General features: G+C 57.7%; 18 protein-coding genes. 13 read left to right on the plus strand and 5 right to left on the minus strand.

The genetic code is table 11. The features are described 5' to 3' along the window. Positions 1-117 precede the first annotated feature (117 nt). The 3 genes from BN1117_RS08745 (at position 118) to BN1117_RS08755 (ending at position 2,700) form a co-directional block, all read left to right on the plus strand. A complete protein-coding gene (locus tag BN1117_RS08745; protein ID WP_040096601.1) occupies positions 118-312 on the plus strand; it encodes a DUF3149 domain-containing protein in 195 nt (64 codons plus the stop codon). 189 nt (positions 313-501) lie between these two features. Beyond that, the gene (gene smrA, locus BN1117_RS08750; RefSeq protein WP_040096603.1) at positions 502-1,083 is read left to right on the plus strand and encodes a DNA endonuclease SmrA; all 582 of its coding nucleotides are present in this window, start codon (positions 502-504) and stop codon (positions 1,081-1,083) included. 138 nt (positions 1,084-1,221) lie between these two features. Then, entirely contained in the window at positions 1,222-2,700 is a 1,479-nt protein-coding gene (locus BN1117_RS08755) for a carboxypeptidase M32 (protein ID WP_040096604.1), read from the plus strand. Between the two features lie 504 nt (positions 2,701-3,204). Here the strand turns inward: BN1117_RS08755 and slyD are convergent. After that, positions 3,205-3,843, minus strand: coding sequence for a peptidylprolyl isomerase (gene slyD, locus BN1117_RS08760; RefSeq protein WP_040096606.1), 639 nt, complete (start codon positions 3,841-3,843; stop codon positions 3,205-3,207). A 144-nt stretch (positions 3,844-3,987) separates the two neighbouring features. Continuing rightward, positions 3,988-4,191 (minus strand): YheV family putative zinc ribbon protein, encoded by a 204-nt coding sequence (locus BN1117_RS08765; RefSeq protein ID WP_005335287.1) that lies wholly within the window; start codon positions 4,189-4,191, stop codon positions 3,988-3,990. A 39-nt stretch (positions 4,192-4,230) separates the two neighbouring features. Between BN1117_RS08765 and BN1117_RS08770 the strand changes: the two genes are divergently transcribed. From BN1117_RS08770 to BN1117_RS08780, 3 genes are all read left to right on the plus strand, one after another. After that, positions 4,231-4,890, plus strand: a complete 660-nt coding sequence (locus BN1117_RS08770) for a hypothetical protein (protein ID WP_040096608.1) — start codon at positions 4,231-4,233, stop codon at positions 4,888-4,890. Positions 4,891-5,043: 153 nt separating this feature from the next. Further along, positions 5,044-5,943, plus strand: coding sequence for a chemotaxis protein (locus BN1117_RS08775; RefSeq protein WP_040096610.1), 900 nt, complete (start codon positions 5,044-5,046; stop codon positions 5,941-5,943). Between the two features lie 67 nt (positions 5,944-6,010). Further along, positions 6,011-6,997: a hydrolase gene (locus BN1117_RS08780; protein WP_040096611.1), complete on the plus strand. Its 987-nt coding sequence runs from the start codon at positions 6,011-6,013 to the stop codon at positions 6,995-6,997. Here BN1117_RS08780 and BN1117_RS08785 read toward each other — a convergent pair. Further along, positions 6,976-8,127 (minus strand): GGDEF domain-containing protein, encoded by a 1,152-nt coding sequence (locus BN1117_RS08785; RefSeq protein ID WP_040096613.1) that lies wholly within the window; start codon positions 8,125-8,127, stop codon positions 6,976-6,978. The two genes, BN1117_RS08780 and BN1117_RS08785, sit on opposite strands and share 22 nt — an antisense overlap. Positions 8,128-8,224: 97 nt before the next feature. On the opposite strand from BN1117_RS08785, the gene BN1117_RS08790 reads away from it, so the two are divergent. Genes BN1117_RS08790 through BN1117_RS08800 form a run of 3 tightly spaced genes read left to right on the plus strand, consistent with a single transcriptional unit; the run spans position 8,225 to position 9,920 of the window. Continuing rightward, a complete protein-coding gene (locus tag BN1117_RS08790) occupies positions 8,225-8,449 on the plus strand; it encodes a YheU family protein (RefSeq protein ID WP_040096615.1) in 225 nt (74 codons plus the stop codon). Between the two features lie 52 nt (positions 8,450-8,501). Then, complete coding sequence (locus BN1117_RS08795) at positions 8,502-9,371, plus strand: phosphoribulokinase (protein WP_040096617.1); 870 nt, start codon at positions 8,502-8,504, stop codon at positions 9,369-9,371. Positions 9,372-9,386: 15 nt separating this feature from the next. Beyond that, positions 9,387-9,920 (plus strand): DUF4136 domain-containing protein, encoded by a 534-nt coding sequence (locus tag BN1117_RS08800; protein ID WP_040096619.1) that lies wholly within the window; start codon positions 9,387-9,389, stop codon positions 9,918-9,920. A gap of 132 nt (positions 9,921-10,052) precedes the next feature. Here the strand turns inward: BN1117_RS08800 and BN1117_RS08805 are convergent, their stop codons facing one another. Together BN1117_RS08805 and BN1117_RS08810 are read right to left on the minus strand one after the other, a co-directional pair. Continuing rightward, the gene (locus BN1117_RS08805) at positions 10,053-10,349 is read right to left on the minus strand and encodes an MliC family protein (RefSeq protein ID WP_040096621.1); all 297 of its coding nucleotides are present in this window, start codon (positions 10,347-10,349) and stop codon (positions 10,053-10,055) included. 60 nt (positions 10,350-10,409) lie between these two features. Continuing rightward, on the minus strand, positions 10,410-10,814 hold the full coding sequence (locus BN1117_RS08810) for an OsmC family protein (protein ID WP_040096622.1): 405 nt from the start codon (positions 10,812-10,814) through the stop codon (positions 10,410-10,412). 300 nt (positions 10,815-11,114) lie between these two features. On the opposite strand from BN1117_RS08810, the gene crp reads away from it, so the two are divergent. The 4 genes from crp to BN1117_RS08830 all read left to right on the plus strand — a co-directional run bounded on the left by crp (position 11,115) and on the right by BN1117_RS08830 (position 14,901). Beyond that, complete coding sequence (gene crp, locus BN1117_RS08815) at positions 11,115-11,753, plus strand: cAMP-activated global transcriptional regulator CRP (RefSeq protein ID WP_005335304.1); 639 nt, start codon at positions 11,115-11,117, stop codon at positions 11,751-11,753. Positions 11,754-11,878: 125 nt separating this feature from the next. Further along, positions 11,879-12,679 (plus strand): putative RNA methyltransferase, encoded by an 801-nt coding sequence (locus BN1117_RS08820; protein WP_040096624.1) that lies wholly within the window; start codon positions 11,879-11,881, stop codon positions 12,677-12,679. A gap of 326 nt (positions 12,680-13,005) precedes the next feature. Beyond that, complete coding sequence (locus tag BN1117_RS08825; protein WP_040096626.1) at positions 13,006-14,094, plus strand: porin; 1,089 nt, start codon at positions 13,006-13,008, stop codon at positions 14,092-14,094. Positions 14,095-14,271: 177 nt separating this feature from the next. Beyond that, entirely contained in the window at positions 14,272-14,901 is a 630-nt protein-coding gene (locus BN1117_RS08830; protein WP_040096627.1) for a murein L,D-transpeptidase catalytic domain family protein, read from the plus strand. The last annotated feature ends 53 nt before the right edge of the window (positions 14,902-14,954 follow it).

A 14,954-nucleotide genomic window follows, 5' to 3' on the forward strand; every position in this document is an offset into this window, starting at 1 on the left:
GATCACAGATCGCGATGGTTATTAAATAACCTGCAAGGGAGTTGATCGGGATCATCCCGGACAGGGCAAAGAGGTATTTATCATGCCTGTCATCAACCGGGTGACAGGAGCAATAAAATGGACTTTTGGCTGGACCTGATGTTTGGCAACAGCGTGGGATTGATGTCGATGCTGGTGATTATCGGCACCTTCTTGCTGATCAGCTCTTACGCTGTCTACTTCATCTATAAGGTGTTGCACGCACAACCGCCCCATGCAGAGCAACCCCCTTCTCAGCAACCCCATTCTCAGCAATCTAAGGAAGGACAATAATCCTCTGACCACAGGCGGCAGTTCACACTGACCGCCTGTGCTGTTTTATGGTGCGCGGCAGTGATTCTGGGGCCAGACGGCACAGGCTTCCATGCTGGGCTCCCCTCTTATCCCCTCCCGCTTTCCCCGTTTTCTGTGCCGGTTGCGGCCGTTATAATGGCCCCCACTTTTTCTTATGGGGAGCCTGCCGTGTCTCATAACGACGAACTCTCGCTATTTATGAATGAAGTAGCCGACGTGCGGCCCATTCGCAGCGACAACATCCATCCCCAAGGGGCAAAAAACGTCCCGACCGAGGCACAACTGGCTCGCCGACAGGCTGCTACTGCCGAACAACTCGCCCTTGACCACCTCACCATGGAGGCTGTCGAGATGCGCGATCCGCACGAGATCGTCGGCTTCAAGCGTGATGGGGTGCAGGAGGGGGTCTACAAGAAGCTGCGGCTCGGCAAATACGAGCTGCAGGCCAGCCTGGACTTGCACCAGAAAACCCTCAACGAAGCGCGCCAGAGCCTGGTGCAGTTCATTGCGGATTGTGAAGTCCGGGATATCCGCTGCCTGCTGATCCTGCACGGCAAGGGGGAGCGCAGCACCCCGCGCGCCCTGCTGAAAAGCTATGTCAGCGCCTGGTTGCCGCAACTGCCCGCCGTCATGGCGATCCACAGCGCCGAGCGTCGCCACGGCGGCAGCGGCGCCCTCTATGTGCTGCTGCGCAAAAGCGAACGGAAAAAAGCGGAAAACCGCGAACGGCACCAGAAGCGGCTCGGCTAACCCTCCTCTCACCACCACGCTTGTTGCCTGTCTGCGTGAAAGTGGCCAACGATGCGGCTGCGGTGTTAGCATCGACCAGCCCCGATCATGCCAGGTACGGGGCGGCATACCATCAGGGACGATAACAAGGACAATCCCATGTCATATCAAAAGCTTGAACAACATCAGCAGCAGATCCACCGCTTTAGCCACCTCGCCGCCATCTGCGGTTGGGATCAGGCGGCCATGATGCCGGAAGGGGGCAATGATGCCCGCGCCGAAGCGATGGCCGAACTCGGTCTGCTGATCCACCAAAAGCGCACCGCTCCCGAGCTGGGCGACTGGATTGCCAGGGCCGAGAGCGCACCGCTGGATGAAGTGCAACTCGCCAACCTCCGTGAGATCAAGCGCCAGTGGCAAGATGCCAGCCTGCTGCCCGGTGAGCTGGTCGAAGCGCTGTCGCTGGCCGGCAGCAAGTGCGAGCACGCCTGGCGCAGCCAGCGCAAGAACAACGACTGGGCCGGTTTTGCCCCCAATCTCGAGGAGGTGGTGAAACTCTCCCGTGAGGTGGCGCAGTTGCGGGCCGATGCGCTTGACGTGCGCCCCTACGACGCCATGCTGGCCCTCTATGAGCCGGGCATGACCAGCGCGCGGCTCGATCAGATCTTCGGCGATCTCGCCAGCTGGTTGCCGAACCTTATTCAGACCGTGAGCGAACAGCAGAAGGGCGATGCACTGCTGCTGCCACAAGGCCCCTTCCCCATCCCGACCCAACAGGCGCTCGGTCAGGAGGTAATGGGACTGCTCGGCTTTGATTTCGCCCACGGCCGCCTCGATGTGAGCAGCCACCCCTTCTGTGGCGGCGTGCCGACCGACGTGCGGATCACTACCCGCTACAACGAGCAGGAGTTTGTCTCCAGCCTGATGGGCATAGTGCACGAAACCGGCCACGCCCGTTATGAGCAGGGGCTGCCGCGCCATCTGCTGGGCCAGCCGGTAGCAGAGGCTCGTTCCATGGGCATTCACGAGAGCCAGAGCCTGTTTTGCGAGATGCAGCTGGGCCATGATCCCGCCTTCCTCGCGCTGCTGGCGCCACGCATTCGTCACCACTTCGGCGAGCAGGCGGCATTTGCGCCGGACAATCTGGCCAAACTCTACAACCGGGTCGAGCCGGGCTTTATCCGGGTCGATGCAGACGAGGTGACCTATCCGGCCCACGTTATCCTGCGCTACGAGCTGGAGCGCGATCTGGTGGAAGGGAAGATCGAGGTGGCCGACATCCCCGAGCTGTGGGACGCCAAGATGCAGCAGTGGCTGGGGCTCTCCACCAAGGGCAACTACCGCAATGGCTGTATGCAGGATATTCACTGGACCGACGGCTCGTTCGGCTACTTCCCGAGCTATACCCTGGGTGCCATGTATGCCGCCCAGCTGCGCTTTGCACTCGAGAAAGAGCTGGGCAGCATGGGTGAGGTGATCGCGGCGGGCCGCCTGCCTGAAATTTTCGAGTGGCTCGGTCGCCACATCTGGTCACAGGGGAGCTTGCACAGCACCGACGAGCTGGTGCGTCGCGCCACCGGTGAAGCGCTCAATCCGCACTGGCTGCGCCAGCATCTGGAGCGGCGCTACCTGAAGTGATGGGCACCGGAAGATAAAAACAGAACAGCGCCACTATTAGCCGAATGCCAGTCAGTTAAGTCTGACTGGCATTGTTTTTACTGGTTTTTTCACATTATACCGCGCTAGCCTGGCATTCATTCGCAGATAACCTCGCTCTGTGTGAACACGCAGTACACATAACCTCATCTGCTTATCCTGATAATCAGAAGGTGAGGTAGGAACTAAAGGCTCCGCTCCCGGTTGGCAGCTATTGGCATGACGTGCCAATAAAACGCATCATTACACTGGGTTAGAGCGCTGATGGTAGACATGGAGTGATGCTGCAGACTTGGGGCACGTACTTAGGCATCGCAAACTGATGATCACAGCCATTAATAGGCAAAAGCCTGTGATAGTTGCCCTTATGCTGTTCTGAAGTAGCAAAGAAACAGCCCAGCACGCTTAGCCTGCTGGGCTGTGGGTCAGGCTGACCATCAGATTAAACCGCGCTAACGCGGTTTTTGGTCATCCACATGGCCGTGATCAGTGGTGATGGCCCTTGCCACCACAACCGCCACCACCGCAGCAGCCGCCTTTACCCTGACCATCAGCATGGTCGTCACCGTGGTCGTGGCCATGATCGTGACCAGCACCACCACAGCAACCACCATGACCGTGCTCATGATCGTGGTCATGACCATGATCGTGGCCACAGCCACCCTCACCGTGAACGTGGCCGTGGGCCAGCTCTTCGGCAGTAGCGGCGCGCACGTCCTTGATCTCGACTTTGAAGCCCAGAGTCACACCAGCCAGCGGATGGTTGCCATCCACCTTGACGAACTCTTCAGAGACTTCAACTACGGTGACCGGACGGTGGCCATCATCGGTCTCAGCCACAAAAGTATCCCCTTCGGAGACTTCCATGCCGTCGAACAGCTCACCCGGTACTTCTTGTACCAGGGTCTCGTCATATTCGCCGTAGGCCTGACTCGGTGCCAGGGTCACCTCGAAGGCTTCACCTACCGCGCGACCTTCCAGCTCGGCTTCCAGGCCTGAGACCAGGTAACGGGTGCCGTGCAGATAGACCAGCGGCTCTTTGCCGACAGTGCTGTCGATGACTTCACCGTGCTCGTCGGTGACTGTGTATTCCAGCGTAACCACGCTCAGAGGAGCTACTTTCATGTCAGGATCCTGCGGATAGAAAAAAACGGGCCCAGAATACCCTAAAAAGCGGGCCGCGCATATGCTGCGCAGCGCCATGACGTGTCGAAAAAAACGACTGCAGCATTAGCGATAAAGGGCCGCATTCTACTCGCGGCTTCTTCATCAGGGGCGAAACACCCCGATCACCTCTTCCGCCTCGCGAGTCTGCTTGTCGACCTCGGCAGGCGTTTGTACCTGGGTATCGCCACAGGCGACGCAGGTCACCTTCTCGACTCCATGCTCCAGATACAGCATCATGTTGTCCAACTTGCCGCACGCCGGGCAGACTGCACCGGCAATGAAGCGTTTTTTACGTCTGGTTTCCATATTTGTTACCTCCAGGCAGCATCATATCAGGGTTTTTACATGCATCACGCCATCGAGTACCACCATTTTTCCTGTCAGGGCCTGCAGGCCGGCAACCGCAAGCGGAGCCCGGTCGGGCAGCTGTTGCGGATCACCCGGGGCGCCGCACTGCTGAGACTGGGTCAACATGAGCTGTTGCTGCCGGCAGGCAGCAGCTTCTGGCTCTGCGCCGATGCCCTCGCTGCCTTCAGCCCCCTCAGCGGTTGCGAGTACGATCAGCTGAGCGTCTCTTTGCGCGTGGCCCAGCCGCAGCAGGCTGGCTGGCTGCAGACCACCCCGCTGCTCGATGCCCTGCTCGACTCGCTGGCCCGGTGGCAACGTCCGAAAGAGTGGCAAGGGGCCCATGGTCAGCGACTGCAGGTGATCCTGGATGAGCTGCAACAGTGCGCCATCAGCCAACAGGATCACGATGAGCTGCAAGCCTGTTGGCAAGCGCTGGCCAATGGCCAACCGGAGTCTCTGCAACTGTGGGCACAACAAGCCGATGCGCCGGTGGAAGGGAGTGGATTGCAACAACAGTGGCAGCTGCTGCAGGCGCTCAGATTGCTCAAGGGCGGCAGCAAACCCGCACAGGTGGCCAGCAAGCTGGGTTATGCCGATGAGGCCGCATTGCAAGCTGCCTGCCAGCAGTGGAGCGTTGGCGAGGATGGCGATCAATAACCGGACACCGGTGTGAGTGTGCCAACGAAATTGGCTGAACGAGTCCAGTTTTTTATCAGATGGTCGTTAACAAGGAAGGGCCATCCCCTCCGTAATCCTTTATGCTAGAGGCCTGAAGTGACTGCCAACGTTTCGACCAACAGGACATCTGCCATGACGAGCAAAGCCAATCAATCCCAGGGCATGTTGCTGTTTCATCTTTCAGCCAAGCAATCCTTTGCCATCGGTACCCTCAAGGTGAAGGAGATAGTGCCCTACACCCAGCTGACCGCCATGCCACACTCGCACCCGACCGTGTTGGGGGCCGCCAATATGCGCGGCACCACCATTCCGGTGATCGATATGGCGATGGCGGTGGGCTATCGCCCCATCAGCAAGGAGGAGATGCCCCACTGCTTCATTATCATTACCGACTGCCGCCGTACCCTGGTGGGCTTTCTGGTACGGGGCATCGACAAGATCACCGAGTGCAACTGGCGCGATATCGAATCGCCCCCCGCCACCCTCGGCCACAATGTGTTCGTAACCGGCGTGACCCGGGTCAATGACCAGCTGATCCAGCTGCTGGATGTGGAGCTGATCCTCTCCCGGGTCTATCCGGATGATCCGAGCCACCTCTATCCGGTACTGACCGATGTGCAGCGGGAGCGGATCAAGCCGATGCGGATCCTGCTGGTCGATGATTCCTCGGTCGCTCGCCGTCAGCTGACGGCGGCGCTGGACTACATCAATATCCCTTATGAGGTCTGCACCAACGGCAAGGATGCACTGACCCTGATGCAAGGGCGAGCACGCCAGCAAACCCCCATCGACATTCTGGTGAGCGATATCGAGATGCCGGGGCTCGATGGCTACGAGCTGGCCTTCGAGGTGCAGAGCGACAGCAAACTGGCGGGGGCCTACATCATCCTGCACACCTCCCTCTCCAGCGAGATCAGCGTGGAGCGAGCCCATCAGGTGGGAGCCCACGAGGCGCTGACCAAATTTGAGGCCAATGAGCTGATCCAGGCCATGCTGCGCGGCGCCGAGCACCACGACCGCATCTTGGCGTGAGTCCGATACGGCGAGGGTTCTCTCTCGCCGTTTTTTGTCATCTTCCAGCCTGATCCGGAATCACTCGATGTTGACCGAGAGCCACTTCCACGCCCCCTGGTGGGCCCGCAATCCTCATCTGCAGACCATATTGCCCAAATGGCTGCGCCGCACCCCTGCCCGTTTTGTGGCAGAGCGGTTTGAACTGCAGGATGGAGACTTTGTCGACCTCGCCTGGAGCGGGGAAGTCAGCCTTGATGAACGGCCGCTGATAGTGGTGTTTCACGGGCTGGAGGGGAGCATTCACTCCCACTATGCCAAGGGGTTGTTCACTCATCTGCAGCGAGCGGGCAGAGAGGCCGTGCTGATGCACTTTCGCGGTTGCAGCGGCGAGCCCAATCGCCACCTGCAGGCCTATCACTCCGGCGCCATCGGTGATGCGCAGGAGCTGATTGCCGAGCTGAGCCAACGCTTTCCGGGCAAACCGCTGATCGCCATTGGCTTTTCCCTTGGTGGCAATATGCTGGTCAATCTGCTGGCGCGGGCCTGCCCTGCGGCATTGAAAGCGGCGGTGGTGGTCTCGGCACCGCTGCAACTGGCGAGCTGTGCCGAGCGGGTCAATCAAGGCTTCTCGAAGGTCTATCAGAACTATCTGCTGCGTACCATGCGCCGCAACCTGCTCAGCAAAATCAGCCAGCAGCAGAAAGCGAGTGAACGCTGGCAACCCCGACAAGTGGAGCAGATTGCCACCCTGCGCGATTTTGATGAGCAGGTCACCGCCCCCCTGCATGGCTTTCACAGCGCCAGCCACTACTACCAGAGCTGCTCCGGCCTGCCGCTGCTGCGCCAGATCCCGATCCCGACCCTGGTCATCCACGCCGCCGATGACCCCTTTATGTCAAATGCTGTCATCCCACGGCCAGAGCAACTCTCGCCCACGGTACGCTATGAGCTGAGCCAGCGCGGCGGCCATGTCGGCTTTCTGCACGGCACGCCCTGGCGGCCACGCTTCTGGCTGGATGAACGGATCGAACGCTGGGTTGCCGAACTGGATCACTCTGCAACACAGAACTGATTGCGTCCCGACTCCTTGGCCCGATAGAGCGCCTGATCGGCCCGCTCCAGCAACTGCTCCCCGCTCTCGGCGGGCGCAAGCAACGCGATACCCTGACTGATGGTTACCCGCTTGGCAACTTCGGATGCCAAATGCTCCAGTTGCAGCTCGGCCAATCCATCCTGCAGACGCTGCGCAATAGCGACCGCACTTTGCGCGTCGGCATCTGGCAGTAGCAACACAAACTCCTCACCGCCATAACGGGCGGCCAGATCCACCTCACTGCGCACCGAGCGCATCATTTGCTGCGCCACCTCTCGCAGACAAACATCCCCCGCCTGATGGCCATAGTGATCGTTAAAGCGCTTGAAATAGTCCACATCGATAAGGATGAGAGCGAGCGGGGCACCGCTCGACCGACTATGGGCCCGACAGCGTTCCAGCTCGCTATTGAAGTGGCGCCGGTTGGCAAGACCGGTCAGTGGATCCTGTTTGGCCAGGGCATCGAGGCGCCGCAACAGGGCCAGATTGTCATACTCACGAGTTGCAGCAAGCTCAAACCAGCGATGCAGCATCCGGCGACCAACCTCCAGCGCCATTATGGTACATACCACCTCAAGCAGATAAAGTTGTGGAAAATCCACCTCCAGCCACCACAAGCGCGCAACGCCAAATAGCAACGGTACACTGAGATAGGCATACAACACGCGTCGGTCGGGATAGAACGCGATCAGCGCAGCCAGTAAATTGAGCCGCATGATCCCGTTGGCATAACTTACACCTCCTCGCAGCTCAACCTCACCAATGGTGAAGATATGCAGGGTCCAGACGCTGCCCCAGGCAAACATCACGACCCACGCGCACCATAGCCAGACTCTATCCTGCAGATGGTTACATAGCAGAGCTACCATCGGCAGCAGCAGTAGTACCACCATGACAAAACCCATCTCACTCTGAAAATGCCATGGCAGAGCACCATCACTGGCCAGGCCAGCCTGGCTATAGACCTGGTGGCGGATCGCCAGAAACAGCACCACCAGCCAATTCAGCAGCCAGAACCAGACCATGCCGCGACTGATGGCCTGGCGACGAGCAAGATCCAGGTGAGCCGACATCGTTGAGGGGGCTCTGCGCTGCTCTTCAGACAACATGTCTCACACTCCACGAAACGCGTAAAAAGAGGTTGCACTCATTTTATTGCGCACAACAATAGCTGACGGTCATACCCTTTTGCATCGAGATCCCTTCATGATAATCCCCTGGCAAGAACTGGACGGCGAGACCCTGACCAACCTGATCGAGCACTTTGTGCTGCAGGAAGGCACCGAATATGGCGAACATGATGTACCACTTGAAACCAAGGTGGCTATGGTAAGGACTCAATTACAGCAAGGCATCGCCGTGATCGTCTATAGCGAGTTGCATGAATCGGTCAATATTGTGCCGCGTGATCGTTTCAACGAGCCGTCTTGACCATCTCGGGTCCAAGCCCGTATAACGAAACTCCCAAGGAAGAGAGCACTCTATGTCGGCCAAGCATCCCATTATCGCCGTCACCGGCTCGTCCGGTGCCGGTACATCTACCTCCACCATCGCCTTTCGATCCATGTTCCACCAGTTGGGTTATCAGGCGGCGGTAGTGGAAGGTGACAGTTTTCACCGCTACACCCGACCGGAAATGGATGTGGCAATCCGCAAGGCGCGCGAACAGGGGCGCCACATCAGCTATTTTGGCCCCGAAGCCAATGACTTCGGCTTGCTGGAGAGCTTTTTTCAGGGCTATGGCCAGGATGGCAGCGGCCAGTATCGCCGCTATCTGCACAGCTTTGACGAGGCGGTCCCCTTCAACCAGATGCCCGGCACCTTTACCCCCTGGCAGCATCTGCCCAGCGATACCGATCTGCTCTTCTATGAAGGGTTGCATGGCGGCGTGGTCACCGAAGATCACAATGTGGCCCGCCACGTGGACTTTCTCATCGGCGTGGTGCCCATCGTCAACCTGGAGTGGATCCAGAAGCTCATTCGCGATACCTCGGAGCGGGGCCATTCGCGCGAGGCGGTGACCGACTCCATTGTCCGCTCCATGGATGACTACATCAACTTCATCACCCCGCAGTTCTCGCGCACCCATATCAACTTCCAGCGAGTGCCGACGGTGGACACCTCCAACCCCTTCAGCGCCAAGGTGATCCCGAGTCTGGACGAGAGTATGCTGGTGATCCGGTTTCGCGGCATAAAACAGGTCGATTTTCCCTACCTGTTGTCGATGATCGACGGCTCATTTATGTCGCGGATGAATACCATTGTCGTGCCGGGCGGCAAGATGGGGTTTGCCATGGAGTTGATCCTCAAACCACTCATCCAGCAACTGCTCGAAACCGGCAAGATCACTTAAGCCAAGGAGTTAACAATGCGGTTAGCGTTTATCTCTGTGGTATTGGCCGCCCTGCTGGGCGGTTGCAGCAGCGGCCCATCCGCCCCGACGCTGGAGTCCGGTACCATGGTGGTTCGCCCCTTGGGCGACTGGACCTATGGCGCTACCCCGCGCTTCGCCCTGGCCGAACAGTATCAGTTTGCCGGTGAGTTGGCGGAAGGGTGGCTGGAGCCGATGCAGCAGGCGGTTAGCCGGGAGCTCAATGGCAAGGGGTGGCAGAGTGCCCCCCTTGATGAGGCGGATCTCTGGGTCGCCATCGGCGTTGCTGGCGGGAAGGATATGAGTGACGGCGAAATTTTCGCCCGCCTTGGCATGACTCCGGGGGTATATGCCTCGGCCAATGAGCGCAAAGGCTCGCTGGCTATCGTGCTCATCGATCGCAACACCGGGAAGGCGGTCTGGAGCAGCATTATTCAGCTGACCAGCGATACGAGCATTGCAGATAGCCAGCGCCAGCTGTTAAGCCAGCAGCTCGCCGCGGAACTGCTTCATCGCGTCCCAAACCACTAATGCTGGCTTGCTGATAATGGATAGAAAAACGGCTTGCCTCGCGGCAAGCCGTTTTGTGTGGTCTCAACCTCTTGACCCAAGCCGGCCAAGACTCGGACACAAAGCCGCACACCTTCAGCTATCTGTGGTCACTTATTTAAGCGTACAGGTCAGCAGCGTCACCCCTTTCTGGCTAAGCAGTCCTTGCTTGTCCTGATTCCAGAAGGTGGTGACACTATCAGAATATTTGGCGCCTGACTCTGACTCCACACGCGCCAACTTGTGGTAAACCCCGGCATAGGGAAACTGCACCATGTCAGCCTGGGCATCATAGGTGATGGCCAGCATCTCTTCGCCACACTGATATTGGCTGTATTGATACTGGGTGGGTTGCGGGCTGCTGCACGCCGCCAGACCCAACAGGGGAAGCAAAGCGATCAATCTTTTCATTGCACTTTCCTTATGTCATGCCTGTGTGATGGCACTGTCGATGGAACAAGGCTTCAGTTTTCAGCCTTCAAGAATTTGATAACTATGGGTAATTTGTACCGCTTTTTCCAACATCAGGGAAACAGAACAATATTTCTCCATCGACAGATCCACCGCTCTGGCAACCTGCTTCTCCGCCAGCCCTTTGCCAGTCACCACAAAATGCAGATTAATCTTGTCGAAAACCCGGGGCACGCTATCGACCCGCTCGCCACTGACCTCTACATGACAAGCCGTCACCACCTGACGCGCCTTCTCAAGGATGGAGACCACGTCAATGGAGCTACAACCACCGACTGCCAGCAGGATCATCTCCATCGGGCTCACCCCCTCCCCAGGGTTGGCACCATCCAGGATCACCTTGTGGCCAGATTCACTCTCACCCACAAACTTCATCCCTTCCACCCAGCTGACCTTGGCTTTCATCTCTTACTCTCTCCAGTTATTCATCATGAGGGAGCCATAGCATAACGCAGTTGTATCTCTCTGCCGAACAGGGGAAGTTGAGAAGGAAATAGATCAAAATCAACACATCCCACCGTCATCTTCCCTAGAATGGCAGATGCACCGCAGCAGGCATGACTCGGAGGACTCTTGCAAAGGCCCGCAAAGCCTTGTCAGCACAGACAAAGGCTCTTATCCTACTGCGACCAATACAAGGAATGGCAAGATTGGCAACTTGCCCGGACGCACAAGTCCATAAAAAGACACTACAGAGGAATTCTCATGGTCATTGGCAAACCGCAAAGCGATCCCACCCTGGAATGGTTCTTGTCGCACTGCCACATTCATAAGTATCCCGCCAAGAGCACCCTGATCCATGCGGGTGAAAAAGCGGAGACCCTCTACTACATCGTCAAGGGCACTGTGGCCGTCTTGATCAAGGACGATGAGGGCAAAGAGATGATCCTCTCCTATCTGAACCAGGGCGACTTCCTGGGCGAGATGGGGATGTTCGAGGAGAACGAGAACCCCGAGCGCTCCGCCTGGGTTCGCGCCAAAGGCTCTTGCGAAGTGGCAGAGATCTCCTACAAGAAGTTCCGCCAGCTGATCCAGGTCAACCCGGATATTCTGATGCGGCTCTCTGGCCAGATGGCCAAGCGGCTGCAGCACACCAGCCAGAAAGTGGGTAACCTCGCCTTCCTGGATGTGACCGGCCGGATCGCCCAGACCCTGCTTAATCTGGCCAAACAGCCGGATGCCATGACCCACCCGGATGGCATGCAGATCAAGATCACCCGTCAGGAGATCGGCCAGATCGTTGGTTGCTCCCGTGAAACCGTGGGCCGCATCCTGAAGATGCTGGAAGAGCAGGAGCTCATCTCTGCTCACGGCAAGACCATAGTGGTATTTGGCACTCGCTGATGACCCGTCCGCAGGCCTGACTGAGGCCTTGGGATAAAAAAGGCTGCTACGGCAGCCTTTTTTGATCCTCTCCCCTATAATCCCGAACGCCCTTCACTGTTCCGGCATTCGCCCAGAGAGTTACTATGCACCTTCAATGTCCCCGTTGCCGCAGCCCGCTCCATCTTCATGAAGCCTCCCAGGGGCGCTATTGCGACAATAAGCATCACTTCGATCCTGCGCCAGAAGGCTATCTGGATCTTATTCCCGGCAAGAAGAATCCCAAAGACAGCGACAGCCGTGCCCTGATGCGTGCCAAGCACCATTTTCTGGAAGCCGGACATCAACTACCGCTGGTCGAGGCCATGGTCTCCCTGCTCTCCCCTCTTGCCCCGCAAGAGCTGGTTCATCTGGGATGTGGTGAAGGCTACTACTGCCGTGCGCTGGCAGAGCGCCTGCCAGGCTGGCAGTTTGCCGGGGTTGATATCGCCAAGAACACCATCTTTGCCGCCAAAAAAGCGCAGCCGGACGGCCAGTTTGTCATTGCCGATCCCGCCCGTGCGCCGCTGCAGCCGGGCTCGGCTCAGGTGCTGCTGGTCAACGATCTCAAGGTCAAGACCGAACAGCTGGTCAGCTGGCTGGCCCCCGGTGGCCATCTGCTCTATCTGCAACCGGGCCCTCGCCATCAGTGGCAACTGCGAGTCAGCCTCAATCCGGTGAGCATGGAACACCCCCTCAGCTGGCCAACCCTCGGCGGCCTCAATCCGGTGGCTCAACAGCGCTGCCAGTTCAGCCTCACCATGGATCAGGCCATGCGCAACTTTATTCTGGAGACCAGCCGTCTCGGCTGGCGGGCCACCGGTGAGCAGCGTCATGCTTTCGCTCAACAGGGCCCGGATAAGCTGGAACAGGATCTGCTGCTGACTCTGTGGCAAAAACCGCTCTGATCCCAGTGCGAGAGCAGGATGGCACTGCTCTCGCCGCCCCTTTGAACCGCAAAACGTGAGTTGGTTCACAGCCTGGACCACTTATCCCCGCCAGCGTCTGCAGCACTTGGTCACAGATTAAAAAACCAACCCGATGAATTTATTGGATTATTAAAACAACAAAAACATCAATAGCGATATTTTATTCCGAAAATTACCAAAATTAACCACCGACTAATTCAGCTCCCATCAAGGTTTCGGCGCCTACCGTGTGGCTATCGGACTCTTTCCGATTTCACAGATCCGAATACAAATTCGGGCGTGTCTACACCAGAGGAATAACGCATATGAAGAAGTCTGCACTGACTATTGCCATCTCCAGCCTGCTGCTGGCGAGCGGCGCCCATGCTGCTACCGTTTACAACCAGAACGATACCAAGCTGGAGATCGGTGGCCGTGCACAAGGTGCTTACTACGGCACTGACGACAACGGCTCCGAAGGCGACCAGAGCTATTTCCGTGTAAACATGCGCGGTGAAACCAAGATCGCCCCCGAAATGAAGGCGTTCGGCTTTGCCGAGTACAACCTGCCGACCTCCGGTTCTGACAACGACGAGCTGCGTTACGCCTATGCCGGTATCAAGCACGATCGTTTCGGCGCCTTCAGCTACGGTCGTCAGGATGGCCTGTTCCGCATCGTGAACGACTACACCGACGTGCTGCCTGAGTGGGGTGGTGACGGTCTGGGCAAAGGCACCGAAGTATTCGGTACCGGCCGTACCAACGGTCTGGCTCAGTACCTGTACACCTACCACGGTCTGACCCTGGGTGCCCAGTTCACCGGCAACAATGACCCGCAGAATGCCGATCGCTCCAACTTCAACACCAATGGCACAACTTGGAACAAGAAAGGTTCCAAAGAGGGTTTTGCTGTAGCTGCCTCCTATGACTTCGATATGGGTCTGGGCCTGTCAGCTGCCTACAACCAGGCTGGCAAGACCGATGAACAAGCTCAATTCGCTGCCTTCGGTGGCGACAAGGATGCCAAGCTGATGGGCTTTGGTGCCAAGTACGCTGTAGGTGACCTCTACCTGGCTGCCACCTATGCGCACGGCGAGAACCACCTGTATATCGGGAATGGCTTCAACGGCTACGCCGAGAAGCACGACGGTTACGAAGCGGTAGCCCAGTACACCATCGGCAAGTTCAAGCCTTCTCTGGCTTACCTGCGCACTGACGTGAAAGATACCGCTCACGGTATCGATGACACCTACACCGAGTACGTATCTATCGGTGCCTGGTACAACTTTACCGACAACTTCAACGCCTACGTTGACTACAAGGTCAACCTGCTGGATTCCGTTGCTGACTCTACCAGCAAGCTGGGCCAGAACACTGACGATGTAGTCGGTGTGGCTCTGCAGTACAACTTCTAAGTAATTGGAAGTCAGTTATACCCTGTGAAACCAATGTCTACTGTTTGAATAACTTCCGGCCGCTCTGCGGCCGGTTTTTTATTGCGCGATTTCAGGACCTTGCATATAACTATCGAGCGGCTAGCTGTCATTGCAGCCCGCTGGAGATGCAAGGATGCACAATAGAGAGGAGCAGGGATGACAACACTACCCGGAAAACAGTGGGGCCTCCTGTGGCCGCAGTTACTGCTGTTGGTGAGCCTCGGCTGGAGCGGGAAAGCCGCCGCCAGTATCGACACTCACCTTTACCAACAACTTGGGCTGGCCGGCAAACTCGACCGGCAAACCTTTCAAAAAGCGTTTATCAGCTACCAGAGCGTGGGCAATAAACAAAAATCCATCCTCACCATCATTGATTACAGCAAGCCATCGACCCAGCGCAGACTGTTTGTCATCGATATGAAGCGCCAAAAGCTGCTTTATCACACTTGGGTCAGCCATGGCCGCAACTCCGGTGAACTGGATGCTGAACGCTTCTCTAACCAGCTCAACTCTCGGCAAAGTTCTCTTGGCGTCTATCGCACGGCGGAAACCTATCAGGGCAAGCATGGCTATTCGCTGCGACTCGATGGCTTGTCACCGGGTAAAAACTGCAATGCCCGCAAGCGGGCCATCGTGGTACACGGCGCCGCCTATGCCAGCCCGACCCATCTGCGCAAATATGACAAACTGGGCCGCAGCTGGGGTTGCCCCGCCCTGCCCAAAGAGCAGGCCAGGGCCATCATAGATACCATCAAGGGGGGGAGTGTTATCTACGCCCACGGCTAGCGGGCACCATTCCAGAAAACGCAAGGCCAGCAATCGCTGGCCTTGTTTGTTAC

The organism is Aeromonas australiensis (assembly GCF_000819725.1).
GTDB classification, from domain to species: Bacteria; Pseudomonadota; Gammaproteobacteria; order Enterobacterales; family Aeromonadaceae; genus Aeromonas; species Aeromonas australiensis.